Source organism: Deinococcus sonorensis KR-87, from assembly GCF_040256395.1.
Lineage (GTDB): Bacteria > Deinococcota > Deinococci > Deinococcales > Deinococcaceae > Deinococcus > Deinococcus sonorensis.
The window spans coordinates 143700-168887 of the sequence record NZ_CP158300.1 but is presented as its reverse complement, the minus strand read 5'-3'; the positions used below and the strand labels follow the sequence as shown (position 1 = coordinate 168887).

The 25188-nt window shown below is 70.3% G+C and carries 20 protein-coding genes; 8 read left to right on the top strand and 12 right to left on the bottom strand.

Features of this window, described 5'->3' with window-relative positions; translation table 11 throughout:
* Positions 1-186: 186 nt before the first annotated feature.
* From ABOD76_RS20900 to ABOD76_RS20890, 3 genes are read left to right on the top strand one after another with little or no spacing between them, the layout of a single operon-like run.
* Complete coding sequence (locus ABOD76_RS20900; protein ID WP_350245646.1) at positions 187-1047, top strand: SDR family oxidoreductase; 861 nt, start codon at positions 187-189, stop codon at positions 1045-1047.
* A complete protein-coding gene (locus tag ABOD76_RS20895; RefSeq protein ID WP_350245645.1) occupies positions 1040-1750 on the top strand; it encodes an SRPBCC family protein in 711 nt (236 codons plus the stop codon). The genes ABOD76_RS20900 and ABOD76_RS20895 overlap by 8 nt, the downstream gene beginning before the upstream one ends.
* Complete coding sequence (locus tag ABOD76_RS20890; protein ID WP_350245644.1) at positions 1747-2943, top strand: zinc-dependent alcohol dehydrogenase; 1197 nt, start codon at positions 1747-1749, stop codon at positions 2941-2943. Before ABOD76_RS20895 ends, ABOD76_RS20890 begins: the two co-directional genes overlap by 4 nt.
* Positions 2944-2953: 10 nt before the next feature.
* Here ABOD76_RS20890 and ABOD76_RS20885 read toward each other — a convergent pair whose 3' ends face one another.
* The 7 genes from ABOD76_RS20885 to ABOD76_RS20855 all read right to left on the bottom strand — a co-directional run bounded on the left by ABOD76_RS20885 (position 2954) and on the right by ABOD76_RS20855 (position 10581).
* Complete coding sequence (locus ABOD76_RS20885) at positions 2954-3853, bottom strand: diacylglycerol/lipid kinase family protein (protein WP_350245643.1); 900 nt, start codon at positions 3851-3853, stop codon at positions 2954-2956.
* Positions 3854-3910: 57 nt separating this feature from the next.
* A complete protein-coding gene (locus tag ABOD76_RS20880) occupies positions 3911-4141 on the bottom strand; it encodes a hypothetical protein (RefSeq protein WP_350245642.1) in 231 nt (76 codons plus the stop codon).
* Between the two features lie 96 nt (positions 4142-4237).
* Positions 4238-5449 carry a S8 family peptidase gene (locus ABOD76_RS20875; protein WP_350245641.1) on the bottom strand — a complete coding sequence of 404 codons (1212 nt, stop codon included), beginning with the start codon at positions 5447-5449 and terminating at the stop codon, positions 4238-4240.
* Positions 5450-5609: 160 nt separating this feature from the next.
* Positions 5610-6692, bottom strand: a complete 1083-nt coding sequence (locus ABOD76_RS20870; protein WP_350245640.1) for an aldose epimerase family protein — start codon at positions 6690-6692, stop codon at positions 5610-5612.
* A gap of 42 nt (positions 6693-6734) precedes the next feature.
* Complete coding sequence (araA, locus tag ABOD76_RS20865; protein ID WP_350245639.1) at positions 6735-8243, bottom strand: L-arabinose isomerase; 1509 nt, start codon at positions 8241-8243, stop codon at positions 6735-6737.
* Positions 8240-8938 (bottom strand): L-ribulose-5-phosphate 4-epimerase, encoded by a 699-nt coding sequence (locus ABOD76_RS20860; protein WP_350245638.1) that lies wholly within the window; start codon positions 8936-8938, stop codon positions 8240-8242. Before ABOD76_RS20860 ends, araA begins: the two co-directional genes overlap by 4 nt.
* Positions 8935-10581, bottom strand: coding sequence for a ribulokinase (locus tag ABOD76_RS20855; protein ID WP_350245637.1), 1647 nt, complete (start codon positions 10579-10581; stop codon positions 8935-8937). The genes ABOD76_RS20860 and ABOD76_RS20855 overlap by 4 nt, the downstream gene beginning before the upstream one ends.
* Positions 10582-10852: 271 nt before the next feature.
* Between ABOD76_RS20855 and ABOD76_RS20850 the strand changes: the two genes are divergently transcribed.
* Entirely contained in the window at positions 10853-11788 is a 936-nt protein-coding gene (locus ABOD76_RS20850) for an FRG domain-containing protein (RefSeq protein ID WP_350245636.1), read from the top strand.
* Between the two features lie 67 nt (positions 11789-11855).
* A complete protein-coding gene (locus tag ABOD76_RS20845; protein WP_350245635.1) occupies positions 11856-12869 on the top strand; it encodes a LacI family DNA-binding transcriptional regulator in 1014 nt (337 codons plus the stop codon).
* 6 nt (positions 12870-12875) lie between these two features.
* On the opposite strand, the gene ABOD76_RS20840 is transcribed toward ABOD76_RS20845, so the two are convergent.
* Complete coding sequence (locus tag ABOD76_RS20840) at positions 12876-13916, bottom strand: alcohol dehydrogenase catalytic domain-containing protein (protein WP_350245634.1); 1041 nt, start codon at positions 13914-13916, stop codon at positions 12876-12878.
* An 82-nt stretch (positions 13917-13998) separates the two neighbouring features.
* Entirely contained in the window at positions 13999-15102 is a 1104-nt protein-coding gene (locus ABOD76_RS20835) for an EAL domain-containing protein (RefSeq protein WP_350245633.1), read from the bottom strand.
* 121 nt (positions 15103-15223) lie between these two features.
* Here ABOD76_RS20835 and ABOD76_RS20830 point away from each other — a divergent pair, with 121 nt between their 5' ends.
* On the top strand, positions 15224-17080 hold the full coding sequence (locus tag ABOD76_RS20830; RefSeq protein ID WP_350245632.1) for an ABC transporter ATP-binding protein: 1857 nt from the start codon (positions 15224-15226) through the stop codon (positions 17078-17080).
* Positions 17081-17132: 52 nt separating this feature from the next.
* Here the strand turns inward: ABOD76_RS20830 and ABOD76_RS20825 are convergent, their stop codons facing one another.
* Complete coding sequence (locus tag ABOD76_RS20825) at positions 17133-20120, bottom strand: ATP-binding protein (RefSeq protein ID WP_350245631.1); 2988 nt, start codon at positions 20118-20120, stop codon at positions 17133-17135.
* A 132-nt stretch (positions 20121-20252) separates the two neighbouring features.
* On the opposite strand from ABOD76_RS20825, the gene ABOD76_RS20820 reads away from it, so the two are divergent.
* The gene (locus ABOD76_RS20820; protein ID WP_350245630.1) at positions 20253-21401 is read left to right on the top strand and encodes an acyl-CoA dehydrogenase family protein; all 1149 of its coding nucleotides are present in this window, start codon (positions 20253-20255) and stop codon (positions 21399-21401) included.
* 171 nt (positions 21402-21572) lie between these two features.
* Here ABOD76_RS20820 and ABOD76_RS20815 read toward each other — a convergent pair whose 3' ends face one another.
* Both ABOD76_RS20815 and ABOD76_RS20810 read right to left on the bottom strand, forming a co-directional pair.
* The gene (locus ABOD76_RS20815; protein ID WP_350245629.1) at positions 21573-23414 is read right to left on the bottom strand and encodes a glycoside hydrolase family 3 protein; all 1842 of its coding nucleotides are present in this window, start codon (positions 23412-23414) and stop codon (positions 21573-21575) included.
* 256 nt (positions 23415-23670) lie between these two features.
* On the bottom strand, positions 23671-24498 hold the full coding sequence (locus ABOD76_RS20810) for an SDR family NAD(P)-dependent oxidoreductase (RefSeq protein ID WP_350245628.1): 828 nt from the start codon (positions 24496-24498) through the stop codon (positions 23671-23673).
* Positions 24499-24639: 141 nt separating this feature from the next.
* Here ABOD76_RS20810 and ABOD76_RS20805 point away from each other — a divergent pair, with 141 nt between their 5' ends.
* The gene (locus ABOD76_RS20805; RefSeq protein WP_350245627.1) at positions 24640-25182 is read left to right on the top strand and encodes a helix-turn-helix domain-containing protein; all 543 of its coding nucleotides are present in this window, start codon (positions 24640-24642) and stop codon (positions 25180-25182) included.
* The last annotated feature ends 6 nt before the right edge of the window (positions 25183-25188 follow it).

Sequence of the window (25188 nt, the reverse complement as noted above, 5' to 3'; positions counted from 1 at the left end):
GTACCGCGTCGCCGCGTGTGGCCGGTGTGGAGGCCTTCAGCTGGACTCAAGGCTTGAGCGCGGCGACGCCACCGGACTGTCATGTGACGCTGCCGGGCTTCACCCAGCTTTATACCCGCTTGGAGAAGCGTGAAGATGGTGGGCTGCCCTGCCTTCCCACCTGGTGATGCAGGGTGCAATTGCACCATGACTGACAAAGAGCAGACCATGCCCGCGCAGCACCAGGACCAGCAGCCGGGCCGCGAGTCCGACATGAACCCGAAGCCCGAGTACATCAAGCCGAACTACCGGGCGGCGGGCAAGCTGGAAGGCAAGGTCGCGCTGATCACCGGCGGGGACAGCGGCATCGGCCGGGCGGTGGCGGTGCATTACGCGCGGGAAGGCGCGGACGTGGCGATCATCTACCTGGAGGAGGGCGACGACGCCCAGGAGACCAAACGGCTGGTGGAGGCCGAGGGCCGCCGCTGCGTGACCTTCGCAGGCGACGTGGGCGACGAGCAGTTCTGCCAGCAGACCGTCGAGGCCGTGGTGCAGCAGCTCGGGCACCTGGACGTGCTGGTCAACAACGCCGCCGAGCAGCACCCGCAGGAGGAGATCACCGACATCAGCGAGCAGCAGCTGGAACGCACCTTCCGCAGCAACATCTACGGGCAGTTCTTCCTGGTCAAGGCCGCCCTGCCGCACCTGAAGTCGGGTGCCACCATCATCAACACCACCTCGGTCACCAACTACAAGGGCAGCCCCAGCCTGCTGGACTACGCGTCCACCAAGGGCGCCATCGTGGCGTTCACCCGCTCGCTGTCCGGCAATCTGGTGGAGCAGGGCATCCGGGTGAACGCGGTGGCCCCCGGCCCGATCTGGACCCCGCTGATTCCCAGCACCTTCCCGCCCGACAAGGTGGCGAGCTTCGGGGCCGACGTGCCGATGAAGCGCCCCGGTCAGCCGAGCGAGGTGGCCCCCTGCTACGTGTTCCTGGCCTCCGACGACTCGAGCTACATCAGCGGTCAGGTGCTGCACCCGAACGGAGGAGAGGTCGTCAATGGCTGAGGACCGCCGGGAAACGGCCCCCAACATGGGCGTCACCGAGCGCGCCGTCCTGGGCGTGCTGGGCGCCGGGCTGATGCTGCTGGGCGCGCGCGGCGGCCGCGCCCGCAAGGTCAGCCTGGCCGGCACCGGCGGGGCCATGACCGTGATGGCCCTGACCGGCCGCAACCCGCTGGCCCGCGCCCTCAAGATCCGGCCGGACGGGCAGGGCGAGATCCGGGTGCGTGAAGCGGTCACCATCGGCAAGCCGGCCGACGAGGTGTACCGGATGTGGCGCAACCTGGAGGGTCTGCCCACTTTCATGGAGCACCTGGAGCGGGTAGAGGTGCAGGACGAGCAGCGCTCGCACTGGGTCGCCAAGGGGCCGGTGGGTCCGGTCAGCTGGGACGCCGAGATCACGGCCGACGAGCCAGGGCAGCGGCTGGCGTGGCGCTCGCTGCCGGGCAGCACCATCGAGAACCAGGGCGAAGTGCAGTTCCGGCCCGCGCCGGGCAACCGCGGCACCGAGGTGCTGGCGCACTTCCAGTACCGCGCGCCGGGCGGCACCATGGGCGCGATCCTGGCCCGGATGCTGAGCGAGGAACCGTCCCAGCAGGCCAGAGACGACCTGATGCGCCTGAAGTGGCTGATGGAGCTGGGCTTCATTCCCACCGCCAAGGGGCAGAGCAGCGGCCGGGCGCAGCACGCCGGCGAGGCGCGGGTATGAAGGCCCTGATCTGGCAGGGCACCGGCAAGGTGGGCATCGAGACGGTGCCGGACCCCACGCTGCTGCTCCCCACCGACGCCATCGTGCGGGTGAGCAGCACCGCCATCTGCGGCTCGGACCTGCACCTGCTGGACGGGGTGATTCCCTCGATGGAGAAGGGCGACATCCTGGGCCACGAGTTCATGGGCGAGGTGGTGGAGGTCGGCTCGGCCGTGCGCAAGCTGAAGGTGGGCGACCGGGTGATCGTGCCGTTCAACATCGCCTGCGGCGTGTGCGATCCGTGCAAACGCGGGCTGTACTCGGCCTGCGACAACAGCAACCCCAACCACCGTATGGCCGAGGCGCTGTACGGGGCGGTCAGCGGGGCCGGGCTGTTCGGGTACTCGCATATGTACGGCGGATACGCAGGCGGTCAGGCGCAGTTCGTGCGGGTGCCGTTCGCGGACGTGGGGCCGTACAAGGTCGATTCGGGCATGCGGGACGAGCAGGTGCTGTTCCTGACCGACATCTTCCCGACCGGCTATCAGGCGGCCGTGAACTGCGGCATCCAGCGCGACCGGGACGTGGTGGCGGTGTTCGGGGCCGGGCCGGTGGGCCAGTTCGCGGCCCGCAGCGCCCTGATGCTGGGGGCGGCCAAGGTGATCGTGGTGGACCGCATTCCGGCGCGGCTCAAGATGGCCGAGGACGGCGGCGCCGAGACCATCAACTACGAGCAGACCGATGTGCTGGTGGCGCTGCACGAGATGACCGGCGGGCGCGGCCCGGACCACGTGATCGACGCGGTGGGGCTGGAGGCGCACGGGCACGGGCCGGGCGCGCTGATGGACACTGCCAAGCAGCGGCTGCGGCTGACCTTTGACCGCATCACGGCGCTCCGGTGGGCGATCATGAGCTGCGCCAAGGGCGGGACCGTCAGCATGCCGGGCGTGTACGGCGGTCTGGTGGACAAGATGCCGATGGGCGCGGCTTTTGCCAAGGGCCTGATCTTCCGGATGGGTCAGACGCACACCCACCGCTTCCTGGACCCGCTGATGCGGCACATCCAGGGCGGCGACATCGACCCGAGCTTCGTGATCACCCACCGGGCCGGCCTGGACGACGCGCCGCAGCTGTACCAGACCTTCCGGGACAAGCAGGACCACTGCATCAAGGTGGTGCTGGACCCCTGGAAGGAGCCGCAGGCGGCCGACTGAACCCCGGCCTCTAGACCGTCTGGGGGTCGAAGCCGGGCGGTACCAGCACCCACAGCGCGCGCGGCTCGACCGACAGGTCCAGCCGCGCCGCTTCGATGATCTCACCGTCCACGCTGACGGCGGTGGGCCCGTTCTGGTTGATGACGCACAGCCGCTGGGTTTCCAGCCGCAGGGTGCTCTGGCTGCGGTCGCTGCCCAGGGTGGCCCAGCCCAGCCCGGCCCGCAGCAGGCTGCGCAGGCGGTTGCCGCCCAGCGCCAGCACGTCCAGCCGGTGGTCCTGCACCGAGGCGTCCGGCGCGGCCACCAGCGGCCCGGCCACGTACCGCCCGTTCGCCACCAGCAGCTGATGGGTGCGGACGCGGCGCTGCTCCTGGGGCAGCTGCAGCTCCAGCTGCAGCGCCTGATGGCTGCGCAGCACCTGGAAGCCCACCAGCGGCCACGCCAGCAGCCCCATCCGCCGCTTCAGCTCGGGCGTCAGCGCCTGGGCGATGTGGGCCGAGACGCCCATGGCCGCGCTGTTCAGAAACGCCCGGCCGTTCACCCGCCCCACGTCGATGCGGGTGCGGTGGCCGGCCGCAATCACCCGCGCCGCGCCCGCGAGGTCCAGCGGCACGCCCACACTGCGCGCGAAGGTGTTGCCGGTGCCGAGCGGCAGCACCCCCAGCGCCGTGCCGGTGTGGGCCAGCACCTGTGCGGCGTGCGACAGGGTGCCGTCGCCCCCACCCACGATCACGCTGGCGGCCCCACGCTCCACCGCCGCACGCAGGGCGGCGTCCGACTCGGCCGGGCTGGTGGCGGCCAGCAGGTCCACCTCCACCCCATTGACTTTCAGGGCATGGACGGCAGTGCTCAGCTGGGCGCGGCCCCGGCGGGACTGCGTGTTGATGATCAGGCGCAGGGGGTCGGTCAAGGGCAGGCAGCTCCGGGCATGGCCTTCATTATGCGGCCCGGCCTGCGGGGACGGAGCTTACAGCGCGCGCTGCAATTGGTCCAGGTCCACCGACGCCACGCCGTCCACCTGCAGGCGGGGCACCAGGTCAGCGCTGACCACGCCGCTCAGGACGCCGTAGCGGTCCAGTCGGCGGGCGTTGATGTCGTGCAGGTCGCTGATGGCCTGAAGGCGGCGCAGCACCTCCTGCCGGGACTGGGCGGACTGCCGGGCCGACGTGGTCAGGGTGATATGCACTTTCTGCAGCACAGGACCTGCCTCCTGAGCTCAGCTTAGCGGCTCTCAGGAGGTGCCATGTGAACTATCCGACAAATTGGCTTGTCGGATGGCAGGGGGCCCCGGCGTTTACGGTGGCCCGGTCGGCACCTGCACGGCCCCCGCGCCCACGTCGCCCGCGGGCAGTGGCAGCGGACGGGCGGCGGCACACAGCTGTGTCCACAGCTCGGGGCCGCTGGCGGCGGGCGACCGTTCCCGGAACATCGCCAGCACCCCGGCCACGTGCGGAGTGGCCATGCTGGTGCCCGACAGCCGGCGGTGGCCGCCGCCCGGCCACGCCGAGTAGATGCCCACGCCCGGCGCGGCGAGGTCCACCCGGCCGATGCCGTCCACATCACCGCTGCTGAAGGCGGCCACCTGATCGGCGCCGTCAATCGCCGCCACCGCCAGAATGGAGGGGCAGGCCGCCGGATTGCCGACCGGGGCCACCAGCCGGGGCCGCTGACTCTCGTTGCCGGCGGCCGCCACCAGCAGCACGCCCTGCTGCAGCAGGGTGGCGGCCACCTGTTCATACGGGGCGCTGGCCGGCTGACCCGGCGCCCGGGCGCTGCCGAGGCTCAGCGAGATGATGTGCGCGCCCTGATCCACGGCCCAGTCGATGGCGTCCAGGATCTGGTCGTCATAGCCCTGGCCGTACCGGTTGAGCACCTTGCCGATCAGCAGTTCGGCGTCCGGCGCCACCCCGTAGCGGAAGCCCCCCTGCGGGTACGCCCGGCCCGCAATCACGCCCGCGCAGTGGGTGCCGTGGCCGTTCTGGTCCTGCGGGTCCGGCTCGTCCGGCACGAAGCTCACGGCGTTGCCGGGCAGCACGCTCAGGTCCGGGTGCTGCAGGTCCACGCCGGTATCCAGCACCGCCACCTTGACGTGACGGCCGGTCCAGGGCTGGTGCAGCGGGTCCAGCCCCAGCTGTTCCAGCGCCCGGTTGAGCGGCTCCGGCTCGGGTGGGCCGGTCTCCGGTTGTCCGCGCACCTCGATCAGCTGGGGCGGCAGACTGCGGCGCTGGTTGCGCGCCACCGACCGTACCGCCGGATGGGCCGCCAGCCGTTCACGCTGCGGCGGCGTCAGGTTGGCCACCGCCACCGCCAGCCGGGTATAGATGCGGGCGTGCACCCCGTTGCGGCTGTGCAGCACCTGACGGGATGCCCGGCTCCTGACGTTCGGCGTGGGGTCCTGCGGCACCTCCAGCACCTGTGCGAGCACGTCCAGATTCTGGCGGTCAGGGGTATGGAACACCACGATGTACTGCGGGTTGTCCTGCAAGACGGCCTCCGCCTGGGTCATGTCGTCCTCCTGGTGACGCCGGCTGGCCTCTGGCCCGGTGCACGTGTACGATTGTATACGCCCTCAGCAGAATACGGATGAAAATTCAACCTGCGTCAGATGGAGAACAGGCACACCCGCCCGGAACCTGCAGTCAGGTCGGGCGGGTGTGCTGGGGGCGTCAGTCCTGGGTGGAGAAGCGGTAGACGGTGTGCGAGGTCCAGGCCTGGCCCGGGTCGAGGCGGGTGCTGGGAAACTGCGGCTGGTTCGGGGAATCCGGGTAGTGCTGAGTTTCCAGGCACACGGCGGTCCGGTAGGCGTAGGGCCGCTGGTGATACCCGCTCAGGCTGCCGTCCTGAAAGTTGCCGCTGTAGACCTGCATCCCCGGCTCGGTGGTCTCCACGGTCATGACCCGGCCGCTGCGCGGGTCGTGCAGCACGGCGGCCGGCTGCAGCGTGCCGTCCTGGCCGCGCAGCACGAAGTTGTGGTCGTAGCCGCCCGCGTGCTGCAGCTGATCGAACGGCGCGTCAATGCGCTCGCCCAGCGTGTGCGGGGTGCGGAAGTCCATCGGGGTGCCGTCCACCTCAGCCAGCTCACCAGTAGGAATCAGCACCGCGCTGACCGGCGTGTAGCGGTCGGATTCCAGCTGCAGCGTGTGGTCCAGAATGCTGTCGAGCTGCGCGCCGCTGAGGTTCCAGTAGGTGTGGTTGGTGAGGTTCAGGACGGTGGGGGCCTCGGCGCTGGCCCGGTACGCGATGTGCAGGGCGTTGTCGGCGGTGACGGTGTAGGTCACCTCCACGTCCAGCGCTCCCGGGTAGCCGTCCTCACCGTCCTCGCTGCGGCGCTGCAGCCGCAGGGTCGGGCCTTCGGCGCTCAGACCCGGCGTGGCGTTCCAGACCCGGGCGTGGAAGCCGCCGCTGCCGCCATGCAGCGCGTTCGGCGGGTTGTTGAGTTCCAGCTGAACCGACTGGCCATCCAACTCGAAGCGGCCGTCCGCGATGCGGTTGCCGTACCGCCCGATCAGCGCTCCGAAGTAGCGCGCCTCCGGGTGGTGCAGGTACGGCTCCAGGTCGTTGCTGCCGAGCGAGACTTCATCCAGCTGGCCCTGCCGGTCCGGAGCACGCACACTGACCAGGCGTCCGCCGTAATCGGTGATCTGCACTTCCAGCTGTCCGGCGCGGAGGGTGTAGAGCGTGACCGGAGTGCCGTCGTCGGTCTGGCCCCAGGGCCGGGCAACCGGCAGGGTCGGGGTGGACTGTGTCATGCGGACCTCACATCAGAAACGGGGCGGGGAGAACGGCCCGCACTATGCGCGCAGGCCCTGGGCCAGCACATAGTACAGGTCATTCAGGCGCAGCTCCTGACGGAAGGCCCGCAGCTGGGTGCCGGCGTCAATGACCGCCAGTTCTACCCCCGCGATGGCCGCAAAGTCCTCGATGTGCTCCGCGGTGAGGCTGGTGCTGTACCCGGTGTGGTGCGCGCCTCCGGCGTAGATCCAGGCAGCGCAGGCAGTCTTGAAGTCCGGCTGGCACTCCCACACGGCCCGAGCCACCGGCAGCTTCGGCAGGTCCGGGTGCCCGACCGACTCGACCTCGTTCACGATCACCCGGAAGCGGCTGCCCAGGTCCACCAGCGACACGTTGATGGCTGCTCCCAGCTGAGCATCGAACACCAGCCGCACCGGGTCCTCCTTCCCGCCGATGCCCAGCGGGTGCACCTCCAGCCTTGGCTTCGCGGCAGCGATGCTGGGGCAGATCTCCAGCATGTGCGAGCCGAGCACCTGATGCTGCCCCGGCGCGAGGTGGTAGGTGTAGTCCTCCATGAAGCTGGTGCCGCCCGGCAGCCCGTGCGCCATCACCTTCATGGCCCGCACCAGCGCCGCCGTCTTCCAGTCGCCCTCACCGCCGAAGCCGTAGCCCTCGGCCATCAGCCGTTGGGTGGCCAGCCCCGGCAGCTGCTTCAGGCCGTGCAGGTCCTCGAAGGTGTCGGTGTAGCCCTTGTAGCCGCCTTCCTCCAGAAACGAGCGCAGGCCCAGCTCGATACGGGCGCCGTCCAGCAGCGAGGCGTGCCGCTCGCCACCCGGCTGCAGCTCCGGGGCCACCTCGTACTCGCTCAGGTACGTCTGGATCAGCGCCTGTACGTCGGCGTCGCTGGCCGCGTCCACCCGCTCGGCCAGTTCCGAGATGCCGTGGGTGTTGACGCTGTACCCGAAGCGGATCTCGGCGCTGACCTTGTCACCCTCGGTGACCGCCACCTGCCGCATGTTGTCACCGAAGCGCACGAAGCGGGCGCCCTGCCCGTCGTGCCACGCCCACGCCGCCCGAGACCACACGCCCAGGCGCTGCTGCACCTCCAGGTCGGCCCAGTGGCCCACCACGACCTTGCGCTCCAGCCGCAGCCGGGTGTGCAGGAACCCCGCCTCCCGGTCGCCGTGCGCCGACTGGTTGAGGTTCATGTAATCCATGTCGATGCTGTCCCAGGGCAGGTCGCGGGCGTACTGGGTGTGCAGGTGGCAGAACGGCTGGCGCAGCTGGCTCAGCCCGCCGATCCACATCTTGGAGGGGCTGAAGGTGTGCATCCACAGGATCAGCCCGGCGCAGTCCGGGTCGGCGTTGGCCTGCAGGCACAGCGCCCGGATCTCGTCCGGGGTGGTCAGGACACCCTTGCTGACCACCTCCAGGGGCAGTTCCGGGCTGGCGTTCAGCGCCGAGGCGATCTCGCGGGCGTGGTCTGCCACCTCGCGCAGCGGCCCCTCGCCGTAGAGGTGCTGGGAACCGCAGACGAACCAGAGCTGGGGAGTACGGAGCTGCTTCATGGGCGAACCTCGGCGTTGGGAGTGGCGGGCGCAGGACGCTGCCCGTAGACGTTGGTGTAGCGGTCGTAGAGCTGGTCGATGTCCGCCGGGGCAATTGGCAACACCGGTGTGCCGGTGGCCGCCGCGAGCTGGAAAGCCAGCGCCACGGTGCGGGCCACGTCCTCGACCATCACGGCGGCCTTGAGCGCGGCGGCAGGGGTACGCCCGATGGTGAAGACCCCGTGACTCTGCAGGATGATGGCCGGTGAGCGGTGCCCGCGCAGCACCCGCACCACCTCTGCCCCGATCTGCTCGCCGCCGATCAGCGCGAAGCCGCCGCAGGGCACCGGCCCACCGAACTCGTCGGCCATGGCGGTCAGCACGCAGGGGATGTCCTGGCCGGTGGCGGCCCAGGCGGTGGCGTAGGGGCTGTGGGTGTGCACGATGCCGCCCACCTGCGGCAGCTCGCGGTAGATGTAGGCGTGGGTGGCCGTGTCGGAGGACGGGCTCAGGTCGCTGTTCAGCACCCGCGCGTCCAGGTCGGTGTGGACCATGCCCTCCGGCGTCAGGGCCTCGAAGGTCACGCCGCTCGGCTTGATCAGCAGGCCGCCGTCCACCCGCGCGCTGATGTTGCCGCTGGTCCAGGTCACCAGGCCGTTCCTCGGCAGCTCCAGATGCAGCCGGTGCAGCTCCTCACGCACGTCCGGATGGTTCATTCGGCCCTCCTCAGGCGCCGCAGCCGGTGCATCACCTCGTTGGCACCCCGGCCGAAGTAATCGTGCAGTTCGCGGTACTCGCGGTACAGCTGGTCATAGACCGGCTGATGCTCCGGGTTGGGATGGTAGACCCCGCGCTGCACCTTGCCCATGCAGCGGGCCGCCGCCTGGATGTCCGGGTACGCCCCAGCTGCCACCGCCGCGTGCATGGCGCTGCCGAGCGCCGGGCCCTGCTCGGCGTCCAGCACGCTCAGCGGGCGGCCGGTCACGTCGGCGTAGATCTGCATCAGCATGCGGTTCTTCTTGAGGCCGCCGCTGATCACCAGCTCGTTCACCGGCACGCCGCTCTGCTCAAAGGTCTCGATGATCAGCCGGGTGCCATAGGCGGTGGCTTCGATCATGGCGCGGTAGAGGTCCGGTGCGCGGGTGCTGAGTGTCAGCCCCAGGATCACGCCGCTCAGGTCGGCGTCCACCAGCACGCTGCGGTTGCCCCCGATCCAGTCCAGCACCATCAGGCCGTGCTCGCCGGGCCGCTGGCCCGCCGCCTCGCGCTCCAGCAGCTGGTGCAGGCTGAGCCCCTCCGCCTCGGCCCGCTGGTGGTACTCGGGTGGCACCGCGTGACGCACCAGCCACGCGAAGATGTCGCCCACCCCGCTCTGACCCGCCTCGTAGCCGTACAGGCCCGGCACGACTCCGTCCGGCACCACCCCGCACATGCCCGGCACCTCGCGCAGCGTCTCGCCCAGCAGGATGTGGCAGGTGCTGGTGCCCATGATCGCCACCATCCGGCCCGGTTCCACCACGCCCGCCGCCGGCACCGCCACGTGCGCGTCCACGTTCGCCACCGCCACCGCCGTGCCGGGCTTCAGGCCGGTCCAGGCGGCGGCCTGTTCGGTGAGGCCGCCGGCCCGGCCGCCCAGCGGGGCCAGGTCGTGCCCCAGGCGCGTCTGAACCACGTCGGCAAAGCCGGGGTTCAGCGCGGCGAAGTACTCGGGGGTGGGGTACTGGCCGTCCTGGTAGATGGCCTTGTACCCGGCGGTGCAGGCGTTGCGCGTCTCCACCCCGCACAGCTGCCACACCACCCAGTCGGCCGCCTCAATGAACCGCTCGGTCGCGGCGTAGACCTCCGGGGCCTCCTCCAGGATCTGCAGGGCCTTGGCAAAGAACCACTCGCTGCTGATCTTGCCGCCGTAGCGCGGCAGCCAGCCCTCACTACGCTGCTCGGCCAGGGCGTTGATGCGGTCCGCCTGTGGCTGCGCCGCGTGGTGCTTCCAGAGCTTGACCCAGGCGTGCGGCTGCGAGGCGTACTCCGGCAGAAAGCACAGCGGGGTGCCGTCGGCACGGACCGGCAGCGGGGTGCAGGCGGTGAAGTCGATGCCGATGCCCACCACCTCGTCCGGCTGCACGCCTGAGAGCGCCAGCGCCTCCGGCACCGCCTCCCTGAAGACGTCCAGATAGTCCTGGGGGTGCTGGAGCGCCCAGTCCTTGCCCAGCGGCGTGCCGTCCGGCAGCGTCCGCTCCATCACGGCATGCCGGTAGGGGCTGACGGCCTCGCCCAGCGCCGCACCGTCGCGCAGCCGCACCACCACGGCGCGGCCCGATTCGGTGCCGAAATCCACTCCGACGGTATACTGCTCAGGCATCCTTCAGGCTCCAGTCAATTCAGGCGAGATTTCATTCAGGGATCGTGCGGCGGCATAGCAGGGTCATCCCAGTGGGGAGCCTGGGCATACACGGCAAGGGTGTATCTGTGAACGGTCACATTTTAAGAGCAGCGCTTCCTCGCTGTCAACCTCCGCGTCACGCCTCACATGAAGGCCGGTTGAGCTGCTTCAGTGGTGGGCTGTCGGATGGCTCAAGCTGCCTTGAGGCCATTCTCCGGCCCTGAGCCCGCCCTTCAGGAACACTGCGACCATGGGGCAGGACGAGCAGGGGAGGGGCGGTCAACCGGTGAACGGGGACGGGCCGGGTCAGGAAGTCTGGGTGCCGCAGTCGTGGGGCGAGCTGCTCGACATGCTGTTCGGTGAGGCCTGGAACCCGGTGCTGCATCGGCACCGCTCGCCGTATGTGTTTCATGGTGGCCACGACGCCGCCTTCACGCTCCGCACCTCGCTGCAGGGGTTAGGCGGCGACCTGCGCGCCAACGAGCGGCACCTGCTGCGCAACTTCCGCAAGTACGCCCGCAACCGCCCGTCTGCCGACGACTCGCTGTGGGACTGGCTGGCGGTGGGCCAGCACCACGGCCTGCCCACCCGGCTGCTGGACTTCACCTTTTCTCCGCTGGTGGCGCTGCATTTTGCCACCCGTGACCACCAGCACTACGACCATGACGGCGCCATCTGGATGGTCAACCACCAGCTCACCAACCAGCGGCTGCCGGCGCGGCTGCAACAGCTGTTGCGGGAGGAGGGGTCCGATGTGTTCACGGTGGAACTGCTGCAGCAGGCGGTTGACCACGCGGGGTCGGACCGCCGATTCACCCCGCTGGCGCTCACGACGCTGGAACAGCTGGCCCCGGACCCGTTCCTGATGTTCTTCGAGCCGCCCTCGCTGGACGAGCGCATCGTGCAACAGTACGCGCTGTTCGGCCTGCTCTCGGACCCCACCGCCCGCTGGGATGAGTGGCTGCAGGCGTCGTCGCAGCTGCACCGCAAGATCATCATTCCCGCGTCCCTGAAGTGGCAGGTCCGCGACCATCTGGATCAGGCGAACGTCAATGAGCGCACCCTGTTCCCCGGGCTGGGCGGGCTGGCCCGCTGGCTGCGGCTCTACTACTCGGAGGCCGAGGTGCCGGAGCCGGACAGAGAGCGTTCACATGATGAGGAAATGGAGGCCGCTGAGTCAGAGTGACGCAGGCCCTGCCGACGCGCTACGCTAGGCGCACGCCCCATGCCGACCTTCACGCCAGAGGACTCCCATGCCCAGATCAGCTGACCGCAGCGTCACCATTCACGACGTGGCCAAGCGGTCCGGCGTCTCGTACCAGACCGTCTCCCGCGTCATCAACAACCATGCCAGCGTGGCGGAGCAGACCCGCGCCCGCGTGATGCAGGCGATTGAGGAGATGAACTACCGGCCCAGCATCCTGGCCAAGGGACTGGTGACCCGGCGCTCGCAGCTGATTGGGGTGATCGGTCACGGCACGGACCAGTACGGCCCGGCCCAGATCGTGCGGAACGTGGAGCACAGCGCGCGCGCCCACGGCTACGAAACGCTGCTCACCACCCTGCGTCACTTCGAGGAACAGGAGATGCTGACCGCGGTGGCGCGGCTGCAGCAGTTCGGGGTGGACGGCATGGTGCTGCTGACCCCCTACGACGCCCACGACATCGTGAAGGGCATCGGGACCAGCGTGCCGTACATCCTGATCGACGCGGCGGCGGACGTGGCCGGCACGACCGTCAGCATCGATCAGTTCGAGGGCGGCGCGCTCGCCACCGAGCACCTGGCGTCGCTGGGCCACCGCCGCATCCTGCACATCGGCGGCCCCGGCGAGTGGAGCGACGCCGAACTGCGGTACCAGGGCTACCTCAGCGTGCTGGAGCGCCACGGCCTGCCGCCGCTGCCCCGGCAGCTGGGCGACTGGAGCGCCCGCAGCGGCCATCAGGCGGCCCGGCAGGCGCTGGACGCCGGGCTGGACTTCACGGCCGTCTTCGCGGCCAACGATCAGATGGCGCTAGGGGCAATGATGGCCTTGCGGCAGGCCGGCCGCACGGTGCCGCGGGACGTCTCGGTGGTGGGCTTCGACGACACCCCGGAGGCCGCCTACTTTGACCCGCCGCTCACCACCATCAACCAGAACTTCGGGCTGCTGGGGCGAAAGGGGCTGGATGAGCTGATCCGGCTGATCGGCCGGCCGCAGGAGGTGCCGCGCCACTTCGTGTTCCAGCCGCAGCTGGTGCTGCGCGACTCCACCGCCCCCCCGCGCTGAGCGGCGTTACAACTGCACCATCACCTTGATCACGCCCGGCTGATAGCCGGCGTGGCGCTCGAAGGCCTGCTGAACTTCTGCGAGCGGGTAGACGTCGCTCACCAGCCGGTCCACGTCCACCATGCCGCCGGCCACCAGCCGGATCGTTTCGGGGTAGGTGTGGCTCATGCGGCGCGAGAAGACCAGGGACAGGCCCTTGCGCCGCGCCAGCGCGTGCTGCACGGTCAGCCGGTCGTCGCCGGGAATGCCCACCAGCACCACCCGCGCCCCAGGCCGGGCCAGCAGTGCGGCGTCCTGCACCGAGCGGTCGGCCCAGCCGGCCTCGAACACCACGTCGTAGCGGGTGTCATGGTCCGGGGTGTATCCGGCTTCGGCACTGGTGGCGCCCAGTTCCACGGCGAGGTCGCGCCGCCAAGCCAGCGGCTCGGTCACGTGCAGAGCTGTCACGCCGGCCAGCCGCAGCAGCGCCACGATCAGCAGGCCGATGGGGCCAGCCCCCACTACTGCCGCCCGGTCGCCCACCCGGACGTGGCCCAGCCGCACGGCGTGCAGCGCCACCCCCAGCGGCTCCAGCATCGCTCCGCCCGCGTCGGTGATCTCGGGCGGCAGCACGAAGCAGTTGTGGGCCGGTACGTTCAGGTACTGCTGAAGCGCGCCGTCACGCGGATACACGCCCATGAAGGTGTGGTGCAGGCACAGATTTGGGTGCCCCTCGCGGCACTCGCGGCAGTGTCCGCACGCCACGTGCGGTTCCACCGCCACCCGGTCGCCCACCTGCAGCGGCCGGTCGTCGCCGTCCTGCAGTCCGGCCCCTGCCTCCACCACCACGCCCATGAACTCGTGCCCCAGCACCAGCGGCGCCTGAATCACCGTGTCCCCGATGCGGCCGTCCTGATACATGTGAATGTCGGAGCCGCACACGCCCACGCTGCGGATCTGGATCTGCACCTCACCGGGGCCGGGGGCCGGGTGGTCACGGGTGGTCAGCTGGAAGGTGCCGGGGCCGGTCAGGACGGCGGCCTGGTGGGGGGTGGCTGGACTGGTCATGGGAGAGCACCTCGCTGCAAACAGGAATGTGAACGTTCACAGCGTAGCCCTGCGCAGGGCCGCCCGTCAAATGGCAAGCTACTCAGCTGACCAGATAGCCAGCGGCCTGCGCCAAGACTTGCCGGGTCTGGGCTTCCGGCCGGCCCAGGAAATACCCCTGGCCATAGTCGGCACCCAGTTCGCGCACCAGCTGCAGTTCGTTCCCGGTCTCGATGCCCTCGGCCACCACCCGGATGCCCAGGTCGTGGGCGTACCGGATCAGGGCCGTGACCAGCGGGACGCGGTGGTCGGCGCCGTGCAGCCCGTGGATCAGGGCGCGGTCCAGCTTCACCAGGTCCGGCTGCAGCTCGGCGAGGTAGCTGAGGCTGGTGTGCCCCGCCCCCAGGTCATCCAGCGCCACCTGTGCTCCCTCCGCGCGGTAGCGCTCCAGAATGCGGCGCAGCAGCCGCAGGTCCGGGAAGGCTTCGCTCTCGGTCACCTCAAACACCAGCCGGGAGAAGTCGGCGCCCACCTCGCGGCAGGTGTCGAAGGTGCTGGTCAGGCAGATGTCGGGGTTGTAGATCACGCCCGGCGCGAAGTTGATGAATAGCTGCTGGTCCGGCTCCAGCTGCGGATAGGCCTGACGGATGGCGCCGCGCCGTGCCAGGGCGTCGAAGGCGCGCGTCTGGTTGTGGGCGGTGGCGGCCTGCAGCAGCGTGCCGGCCCCGAGCAGCTCGCCCTGCCAGTTGGCCCGCACCAGCGCCTCGTAGCCGTAGACCTGGCCGCCCTGCAGCTGCACCACCGGCTGCAGGTGAAACACCAGCTGCTCCGCCGCCGCCGGGAACCAGTCGCTCTGCAGCCGCCGCGCCCACTGCTCCAGCGGGGCCAGCTGCCAGGGATCGAGCCGCGCTCCGTCCCAGGGGGCGGCCATCAGCTCCAGGCGCTCGGTGCCGGAGAAGGCGGCCAGCAGCACCTCCAGCCGGTCGAAGGCGCTGCGCGGCACGATCAGGTCGCCGTACTGTTCGGCGGCGTTCAGGTCATGGGCGACCAGGGCCAGCCGCAGTCTGCGCCTCAGGTGCTCTCCGTGGGCATGCACGGCCAGCCCGGTGGGCTGGACGCCCGTCGGGTGCTTCAGGGCGTGGCAGTCGCACCGGGCGGAGGACGCCCCTGAGTTCTGCAACGGGTGCTGGTCGGCATCGGGATGCATTCAGGTTCAGTGTAACGGCCCGGCTCTGACAGAGATCCGACGCCCGGTCCGGCTGGGCGCCGGGTAAAGGGCGGCCAGATCCACACATCGCGCTCACCACATGCGGCAGACTGGGCCTCCAATGATGCAGGCTCCCCTCCGCCCCGGCCCGCCGCCCACCTCCCCCGGCTGGCGAATTCAGCTGCGTGACCTGCGGGCGACCGTGGCGCTGGTGTGGGCCAGCAGTCCCGGCCACACGGCAGCGCTGCTGCTGCTCAGCCTGCTGGCCGCTTTTCTGCCGGCGGCGACCCTCTGGGCCACCAAGCTGCTGATCGACGGGGTGGGGGAGGCGACCACCGGGCGGCTGGCCCAGGCGGGCGGCTATGGCCACCTGGTGCTGCTGCTGGCGCTGCAGGTGGGCATCGGGGCACTCGGGAGCGTGCTGGGCAGCCTGCAGAACACCTCGCGCGAGCTGCTGGGCGACAGCCTGCAGAACCTGATCACGCTGAAAATTCTGCGCAAGGCGGTGGGCCTGGAGGTGGAGCGCTTCGAGGATGCCGAGACCTACGACAGCCTGCAGAATGCCTACCGCGAGGTGGGCGTGCGTCCGCTGGGCGTGCTGACCCAGCTGATCTCGCTGGCGCAGGCGCTGATCACGCTGGTGTCCATCGGGGCGCTGATGGCCCGGCTGGGCCCGCTGGTGCTGCCGCTGGTGCTGCTGGCCAGCATCCCGGGCGTGATCATCCAGAACCGCTTCGGGGCCGAGAACTATCGGATGCTGCGCCGCCGCACCCAGGACGCCCGCATCCAGAACTATCTGGGTTCGGTGCTGACCAGCGACTCGCTGGTCAAGGAGGTGCGCCTCTTTCACTTCGAGCCGTACCTGCTGGAGCGCTGGCAGCAGTACTACCGCCAGTTCCGATCTCAGCTGGTGCCGCTGGTGCAGAAGCGCAACGCGTGGAGCAGCGCGGCCTCACTGTTCTCCGCGCTGCTGGTGGGCGTGGCGACGCTCAGCGTGCTGGCGCGGGCGGCGCGCGGCCAGATCACGGTCGGCGACTTCTCGCTGTTCGCGCTGGGCATCTCTCAGGTGCAGGGGCAATTCGGCACGCTGCTGACCGGGGTGAGCGGCGTGTACCAGAACCTGCTGTACATCCGCAACCTCTTCGAGTTCCTGGAGCTGCCGACCCGCGATCTGGACGCGGGTGAGGTGTGGGACGCCCCGATCGAGACCATCGAGTTTCAGGACGTGAGCTTCCACTATCCGTTGACCGAGCGCCAGGTGCTGAACGGCGTGACCTTCACGGTGCACCGGGGCGAGGCGCTGGCGCTGGTGGGCGAGAACGGGGCCGGCAAGACCACCATCGTCAAGCTGCTGACCCGCCTCTTCGAGCCGACCGGCGGCCGCATCCTGCTGAACGGCCAGGACGCCAGCCGCTTCAGTGCCCGCAGCGTGCAGCGGGAGATGAGCATCATCTTCCAGGACTTCGGGCAGTACCAGATGACCGCCCGCGAGAACGTGGTGCTGGGCGCCTCGGAGGACGCGGCGGTGGAGCAGGCGGGTGCCCGCGCGGGTGCCGACGAGTTCCTGCGCTCGCTGCCGGACGGCTACGACACGATGCTGGGCCGCATGTTCAGCGGGGGCCGGCAGCTGTCCGGTGGGCAGTGGCAGCGGCTGGCGCTGGCGCGGCTGTACCACCGCGACGCCTCGGTGCTGGTGTTCGACGAGCCGACCGCCGCCCTGGACGCCAACGCCGAGTTCGAGACGGTGTCGCGGCTGCGCGAGCAGGCGCAGAGCCGCATCACCGTGATCATCTCGCACCGCTTCTCCACCGTCCGGCTGGCCGATCACATCGTGGTGCTGCAGGGCGGCGTGATCAGTGAATCCGGCTCGCATCAGGAGCTGCTGGCCCGTGGCGGCACCTACGCCCAGCTGTACACCCTGCAGGCCAGCGGCTACCGCGAGGAGGCCCGGGAACCCGCAGGCCCCAGCGTCAGCTGAAGCTCATCAGAGCGCTTCTGTCTGGACCACGCTGACCTGTGGACACGCCCCGTCAGGCGGGGAGAGAGAAGCGGAAGGTGGCGCCCTGGCCCAGCTGCGACTCGGCCCACACCTGCCCCCCGTGCCGCTGCACGATGCGCTGCACGTTCGCCAGCCCGATGCCCACCCCCTCGAACTCGCTTGCCGGATGCAGCCGCTGGAACACCCCGAACAGCCGCTCGCGGTACTTCGGGTCGAAGCCCACCCCGTTGTCCTGCACCGAGATCACCCAGCCGTGCTCGCCCGGCTCGGCCCATACCGTGATGACCGCCTCGGCACGGGGTTGCGAGTACTTGAGGGCGTTGGACAGCAGATTCATCAGCACCTGCCGCAGCAGCGTCGGGTCCGCCTGCACTTCCGGCAGCGCCCCCACCTCCCACCGCACCACCCGCCCCTGCGTGTCCCGCCGCAGCTGGGCCTGCACGTCCTTCACCAGCTGGTCCAGTCGGACGGTCCGCAGTGACAGCGGTTCGCGGGCGGTGCGGGCGAACACCAGCAGCTCCTCAATCAGGGTATTCATGTGCTGCGCGGCCTGCTCCGTCACCGACAGCAGGTGGGTGCTGCGGTCACTCAGGCTGCTGCCCAGCGAGCGCTTCAGCAGGCCCAGGAAGCCGATGATGTGGCGCAGCGGCGCCCGCAGGTCGTGCGACACGCTGTAGCTGAAGGCTTCCAGCTCGCGGTTGGCCGCCTCCAGCTGACGCTGCTGGTGCTGCTGCTGCCGGGCCGCCTCCGAGCGCTCCAGCGCCAGCGCCAGCTGCCGCACCGCCGTGCCGAGCATCGCGCGTTCAGTGCTGTCCCAGCGGTGCTGCCGGAACAGACAGATGGCAAAGACCCCACGCGGTCGGCCGTTGACCATCACCGGCAGGGTGGCGGTGGCCCCGATGTGCGCGGTGACTTCGGCCAGCTGATCGGTGCCGTGGTCGTAGCTGTCCTGAAACAGTGGTTCCCCGCTGTGCCACGGTTGATACAGGTTGCCGGTCTGCTCGAACGGCAGGCCGTCCAGCACCGCCTGCTGAAGCCGCGAGTCGCCCATCGTGCCGGTCTGGGCGTTCAGCTGCCACGTCCCGCCGTCCGGCTCGAAGTACACCCCGTAGCCTTCCGGCAGCATCTGGAGCACGATCTCCTGGGCGCGCCGCACCAGCTGGTACGGGTCCGGCTCGAAGGCGAGGTCGCGGGCCAGCAGCGCGAACGCCTCCAGCGCCTGCTGCTGCGCCACCAGCACCCGGGTGGCCGCGCTGCGTTCCAGCGCCAGCCCCATGCTGCGCCCCACCGCCCGAAAGATCGCCTGCTGGCGTTCGCTGAGCGGCTGGGCGCGGGTGGACGCCACGCTCAGGATGCCGCTCGGCACCCCCTGCACCAGATGCGGATAGAACGCGGCGGCCCCGAAGGCCGGCCCACCTTCCAGCGGTTGCCACTGCTCCAGCACCGTGGGGGGGCTGCTGGGCTCCGGCACCGGCACGTCGTGCAGCGTCTGCGGGAGCCGCCGACCGGGCCGGGCGCCATGGATCGGCAGCATGTCCCAGCGGCCCTCCTGCTGCATGTCCGGCAGGTAGTACCCGGCGCAGACATGGTCCAGGGTGGCCTGCAGCACGTCCACCGCCAGCTGCGCGAGTTCCGGCACGCTGACGGCGTGGCTGGAGAGGGCCGTGAAGCGCACGAAGGCGTCCAGCGCGTCCGTTTCCTCCTGCAGCGCCCGGGTCCGCTCGTGCACCTGCTGCTCCAGCTGAGCGGTGGTCTGCTGCAGGGCACGTTCGCCCGCCTTGCGGTCGGTGATGTCGTCAACGGTGCCGACCCATTCGGCGGCGCGGCCCTGTTCGTCCAATCGGGGCAGGCCGCGCGCCTCGTAATCGCGGTACTCGCCACCCACCGTCTGCACCCGGTACTCCTGCCGGTACGGTTTGAGGCTGCGCAGCGCCACCTTCCAGGCGTGGCGCACCCGGTCGCGGTCGTCGGGATGCACCCGTTCCAGCCAGCCCCAGCCGTCTGCTCCCACCGCGTCCACCAGCAGCTGCCCGGTCAGGGCCTGCCACCACTCGCTGGTGGAGACGTTGATGCCGGTGCGGTTGGCAATCCAGACCTGTTGCGGCAGGCTGCGCACCAGGGCGCGGTAGCGCGCCTCGCTCGCCTGCGCCTGCTCACGGGCCGCCGACTCCGCCTGGAACAGCTGCACCCGGCGGAGCGTCTGGGTCAGCTGATCGGCCAGCGAGGTCAGCACGTGGCGCTCCGGTTCGCTGAACACCCGGTCCGAGTCGAAGCTCAGCACCAGCTGACACGGCTGCTCCAGGCCCAGCGGCAGCGCCGCCACCGCACGGGTGCGGCTCGCCTTGTGCCGGGTCAGATACGGATGCGCTTTCAGGTCGCTGCTGCGGTAGTACTGCGCCTGACCGCCGTGCAGCGCCTGCATCAGCGGGCCGTGCAGCTCCGGGTCGGCCGGGTCCCACTCGGCCCGGGCCGTGGCCGGATCGACGGTGCCGGTGGTCAGCCACAGGGTCGGCTGACCGCTGTCCGGGTCCAGCGCCAGCACTGTTCCGCTGCACGCTCCGGTCAGCGGCAATCCCAGCCGCAGGGCGGTGTCCAGGGCGGTGTTCGCGTCGGTGACGGTGCTCAGCAGCTGGGCCAGATGCAGCAGCTGATCGCGCTGTTCGGCGTCCACGTGGCGGCCGGTGACGTCCCGGAACTGCACGGCCAGCCCGTCCAGGCTGGGCAGCACCCGCAATTCCACCCAGATGCGCAGCGGCGCGTAATACACCTCCGCCTCCACCCGGCTGCGGCTGAGGGCCGCCTGACGCAGCAGCCGCTCCAGCTCGGTGCCCTGCAGGTCGGTCATCACGTCCCAGATCACCTGCCCGCGCAGTTCCGCGGCCGGCACCCCCAGCACACGCTCCGCCTGCCGGTTGACCAGCACGTACCGCCAGCGGCGGTCCAGCACGAACAGCGGATCGAGCAGGTCATCCAGCAGGGCCTGATACTCGTGGCGCGTCAGCGGGTCAGGGGTGGTCATGATCGCTCAGTCTTGAAGAACACGTTCCATAGTAGATCCTGTGCGGACCTCCAGGACCGGAACCACCTCACACGCCGGATGGGTAACGCGGGCAACCCTTCCGCACCGGTCGGCACCGTACACTGCACCACGATGACCAGCACCGAGCAGGCCACCCGCCAGGACCACCTCAACGCGCTGACCGGGCGCCTGGCCGAAGTCTTCGCTGCCCAGGCCGCCCACGCGGACCGGAACGGCCGACTGTCTGAGGCGGGGGTGCAGGCGCTGCGCGAGAGCGGCTACCCGGCCCTGACGGTGCCGCAGCGGCTGGGCGGGCTGGGCGCGAGCCTGTACGAATTTGCCGTGCAGCAGGAACGGCTGGGCCGCGCCGACGCTTCGCTGGCGCTGGTGGCGGCCATGAACGCCCACCTGCTGGGAAGTCTGGGAGAGCAGGGCGGCCTGCCTGAGCCGCTGTACGCGGAACTGGCCCGGGCGAGCGTGCAGCGCGGCGCGCTCAGCAACTCGCTGGCCAGCGAACCGGAACTGGGCAGCCCTTCGCGCGGAGGCCTGCCCGCCACCCGGGCCGAGCCGGTGCCGGGCGGCTGGCGGGTCACCGGCCGCAAGACCTGGAGCACCGGCTCCAGCGCGCTGGATTATCTGGTGGTGACGGCCGCCACCCCCGCAGACGAGGTGTGGCGCTTCGTGATTCCGGCTGACCGGGAGGGCGTGCGGGTCCTGCCCACCTGGGAGGGCAGCCTGGCGCTGCGCGGCAGCGCGTCCGACGACGTGCAGCTGGACCGGGTGTGGGTGCCGGACAGCCATGCGGTGCGGCCGGCCGCGCCCAACCCGCTGGGCGGCGGGTGGTTCTGGACGGCGGTGGCCGCCACGTATCTCGGCGTGGGGCAGGCCGCGCTGGACGCGCTGGTGACCTACGCGCACCAGCGGGTGCCGACCGCCCTCGGCGCGCCGATCGCTACCCTGCCCCGCATCCAGCAGACGGTCGGGCAGATGCAGCTGACCCTGCTGGGCGCGCGCTCGGTGCTGCACGCGGCGACCCAGGGGTGGGCGGGGGCGCCACAGGAGCGTGAGCGCCTGCTGCCTCAGCTGGCGGGCGCCAAGCTGTTGTGCACCAACGCGGCGGTGCAGGTCACGGATCTGGCGCTGCGGGCGGCGGGTGGCGCGGCGCTGACCGCCGCGCTGCCGCTGGAACGGCTGTTCCGGGACGCCCGCGCGGGCCTGACCCACCCGCCCGGCGACGATCAGGGCCACACCCTGCTGGGCCGCGCCGCCCTGAACCTCTAAAGGCAGGGAAAGCGGCTGCACGGCACCCGGCCGTCATGCACAGCGGTTTCACGACCCCTCATGCATGCTGACCTCAAGGTCGCGGAGCGGGGGGCTCCGCGACCCTGATGTCTTTGGGCAGAGGAAGGTGAGGAGGGCCGGGGAGAGCAGAGGGCCTTGCCCAGAGCGGGCTCAGCCGGTGGTCAGTTCGTCGCCCGGGCGGAACAGCGGGTCGGCGGGGGCCACCAGGTCGTCGTTCGAGCGCGGCCAGGTGTATTCGAGCCGTCCGCTGAACGGGAACTGGCCGAACAGCACGTCGGCAACGCCCTGGCCCTCGCTGCCGGGCAGCCAGGCGGCCACAAAGGCGTCCCAGGACGGCAGCTCCTCACTGACGATGTTCGGGCGGCCGGACAGCAGCAGCACTGTCATCTGCTCGGCCTGCGCCCGCACCCGCGTCAGCAGCGCCCGCTGCTCCTCGGTCAGCGCCAGCGAGCTGCGGTCACCCATGCCCTCGGCGTAGGGTTCCTCCGCGATCACCACCAGGGCCGAGCGGTAGCGGCGGTCCACCCGGCCGTCCGGCGCGTAGTGAACCTGAGCGGGGTCGCTGGCGGCCGCGCGCAGCCCGGCCAGCAGGCTGGTGCCGGGCGTCACGTCGCCGTGCCCGCCCATCCAGCTGATGGTCCAGCCGCCGCACTGCGCGCCCACGTCGTCGGCAGCCGCGCCGGCCACCAGCAGTTCCGCCCCCGGGTCCAGCGGAAGCGCGCCTCCCTCGTTCTTCAGCAGCACCAGCGTCTGCCGCACCGCTTCGCGCGCCAGCTCACGGTGCTCGGCGCAGCCCACCTCGTCCAGCGGCACGGCCGGCTCGTCGTCGTCCTCGAACAGCCCCAGCGCGTACTTGACGCTCAGGATGCGCCGCGCCGCGTCGTCAATGCGCTCGGCGCTCACGTCGCCGGCCTCCACCGCCTCGCGCAGCGTAGAGATGAAGCCCTCGTAGTCGAACGGCACCATCACCATGTCGATGCCGGCGTTGACCGAGCGCACCACGCTCTCGCGGAAGTCCGGGTGCACCTGCTGGATGCCCTCCCAGTCGCTCACCACGAAGCCCTGGAAGCCCAGCTCACCCTTCAGCACCTCGGTGAGCAGGTAGCGGTGCCCGTGCATCTTGAGGCCCTGCCAGCTGCTGTAGGACGCCATCACGTTCATGGCGCCCGCCTCGATGGCCGCCTGATAGGGCGGCAGGTGCACCCGGCGCAGCGTGGCCTCGTCGATCTCGCTGTTGCCCTGGTCACTCTGCCACGCGCCCAGGTCCAGCAACTGCATGAACTGCTCGCCCACCTGCGAGATGGCCAGCGTGCGGTCCAGTTCCAGCTGCTGGCGGTCCACCCGGGTGCTGCTGCCCCAGGTGGTGGCCGCGTCCGCCACGAAGTGCTTCACGCTCGGCAGCACGCTTACGCGGCTGTGCCACGCCTCGCCGCGCAGCCCCTCAATGTAGGCGCAGGCGAGTTCCGCCACCACCTCGGTATTCTGGCTGTAGCCCTCGTAGCTGCGGCCCCAGCGGATGTCCTGCGGAATGCTGACAGCCGGGGCGAAGTCCCAGCGCACCCCGGTGGCCACCACTTCCCGCGCGGTGGCCCGCCCGATGCGCCGCACCAGGTCCGGGTTGCGGGCGGCGCCCAGCCCGATGTTGTGCGGGAAGATGGTGGCGCCGTGCAGATTGTTGTGGCCGTGCACCGCGTCCACCCCGTAGATCAGCGGAATGCCCAGCCGCGACTGCCGCGCCTCGCGCCGGAACCCCAGCACCATCTCGCGCCAGTGCTCCGGTGTGTTGGGGTCCGGGTTGCCGCCGCCGCCGCTCAGCACCGAGCCGAGCGCCAGCCGCGCCACGTCGCCGGGTTTGACGCTGTTCTTCTCCGGCTGGGTCATCTGGCCGATCTTCTCGTCGAGCGTCATGCGGGCGAGCAGCTGCTCCACGAACTGCTGGCCGTCGGGGTCGAGCAGCGGACGCTGCGGCGCGATCGGTGGGGTCTGGGTCATGGTCGGGCTCCTGGGAAAGAGGGCGGGGCGGACGGCGCAGGGCGAGGTGCGGGCGCCGGTCAGGGACGGTGCCCCGGCTCTGTTTCCGGAACCGGCGGCAGTCGGAAGAGGTGATCATTCGGGCCGGACCATGGACGGCGGGCACACCCGCCACCCGGCGCAGGCTGACCCACCGTGGACGACCGGCTTATCTTTACCGTTAAAGTACCGACCCGTGGGAGCGCTGTCAATGGCTCTGCGCCGGCGCTGGCTGCGCTCAGCTGTCGCCGTGGTTGAACGTCGCGGTGCAGCCCCCATCCACCGTCACAATGGCGCCGGTCATAAAGGAGGCCGCGTCCGACGCCAGGAAGGCCACCACCCGCGCCACCTCTTCCGGCTGGGCCTGCCGTCCCAAAGGCTGGCGGGCCGCATTGCGTTCGCGCCGCGCCTGGGCCGCCTCCCGCTGCGCCGGCTCCAGTCGGGCCCGGTGACCGCCCATGTCGGTGTCGATGTAGCCGGGGCACACGGCATTCACCCGCACCCCGTGCGGGCCGTAATCCACCGCCAGCTGACGGGTCAGGTTCACCACCCCGCCCTTGGACGCGCAGTACGCGGCCGACAGCGGCGCCCCGATCAGGCCGTAGGTGGAGGCGATGTTGACCATCGCCCCGCGCGAGGCCATCAGGTGCGGCAGGGCGGCGCGGGCGCACAGGAAGGGGCCGCGCAGGTTGACGGCCAGCACCCGATCCCAGGCGTCGATGCCCAGCTCATGGGCCAGTACCCCGCCGCCCGCGATGCCGGCATTGTTCACCAGCACGTCCAGCTGACCGTATTCGGCCACCGCCGCCTGCACCAGCCGCTCCACCGCCTGCGGGTCGGCCACGTCGCACGGCACGAAGATCGCCGGGTGTCCCTGCTGCTGCAGCAGGTCGGCCGTGTCCTGGCCCTGCGGCTGCTGGTCCGACACCACCACCCGGGCGCCCGCCGCGCCCGCCGTGAGGGCAATCGCGCGGCCGATGCCGCTGGCGGCGCCGGTCACCAGAACCACCCGGCCGGACAGCGTGCCGGCGGGGTCGGGCGTGCGCAGACTTGCTGATTGGGTCATGCCGCTCACTCTAAGCGATGCGGCGGCGTCAGAGGGCTCCTGGCAGGTGTCAGAAAAATTTTGACATTTCAGAAAAAGTTAACTAAGGTTGAGCCACCTGATCCCGGCCGCCTCGCGGCGCAGGACGCAGGTGGAGGGGTGGTGGCTCTGCAGCTCGGCTCCCGCATTCGCGCCCGTCGCCGTCAACTGTCGCTGACCCTCCGGGACGTCAGCGAGACCTGTGGTCTGTCTGTCCCGTACCTCTCGCAGCTGGAACGCAACCAGGCCAATCCGACCGTCACCTCACTGGCCGGCATCGCCCGCGCTCTGGGCGTCAGCCTGAACTACTTCATCTCCGATCCCGAGCATCAGGCGGTGGTGGTGCGCCGCACCGACGATACCTACCTGAGCGTGCAGGAGATTCCGTTCCGCATCAAGAGTCTGGCGGGCCGGGGCCAGGGGTTGGAACTGGAACCGATGATGATCCACGTCGAGGCGGGGTTCAGCTCGCCGCTGACCACCCACCTGGGCGAGGAATTTCTGTACGTGCTGCAGGGTGCCCTGCAGTTGCAGGTGGGCGAGGACCGGCACACGCTCCATCCCGGGGACAGCGCCCAGCACGCCAGCACCACCCCGCACGCCTGGGCCAATCCCAGCGGGTCCGAAACGGTGATCCTGTGGGTCGGCACCCCCAAGCTGCTGTAGTTCGCT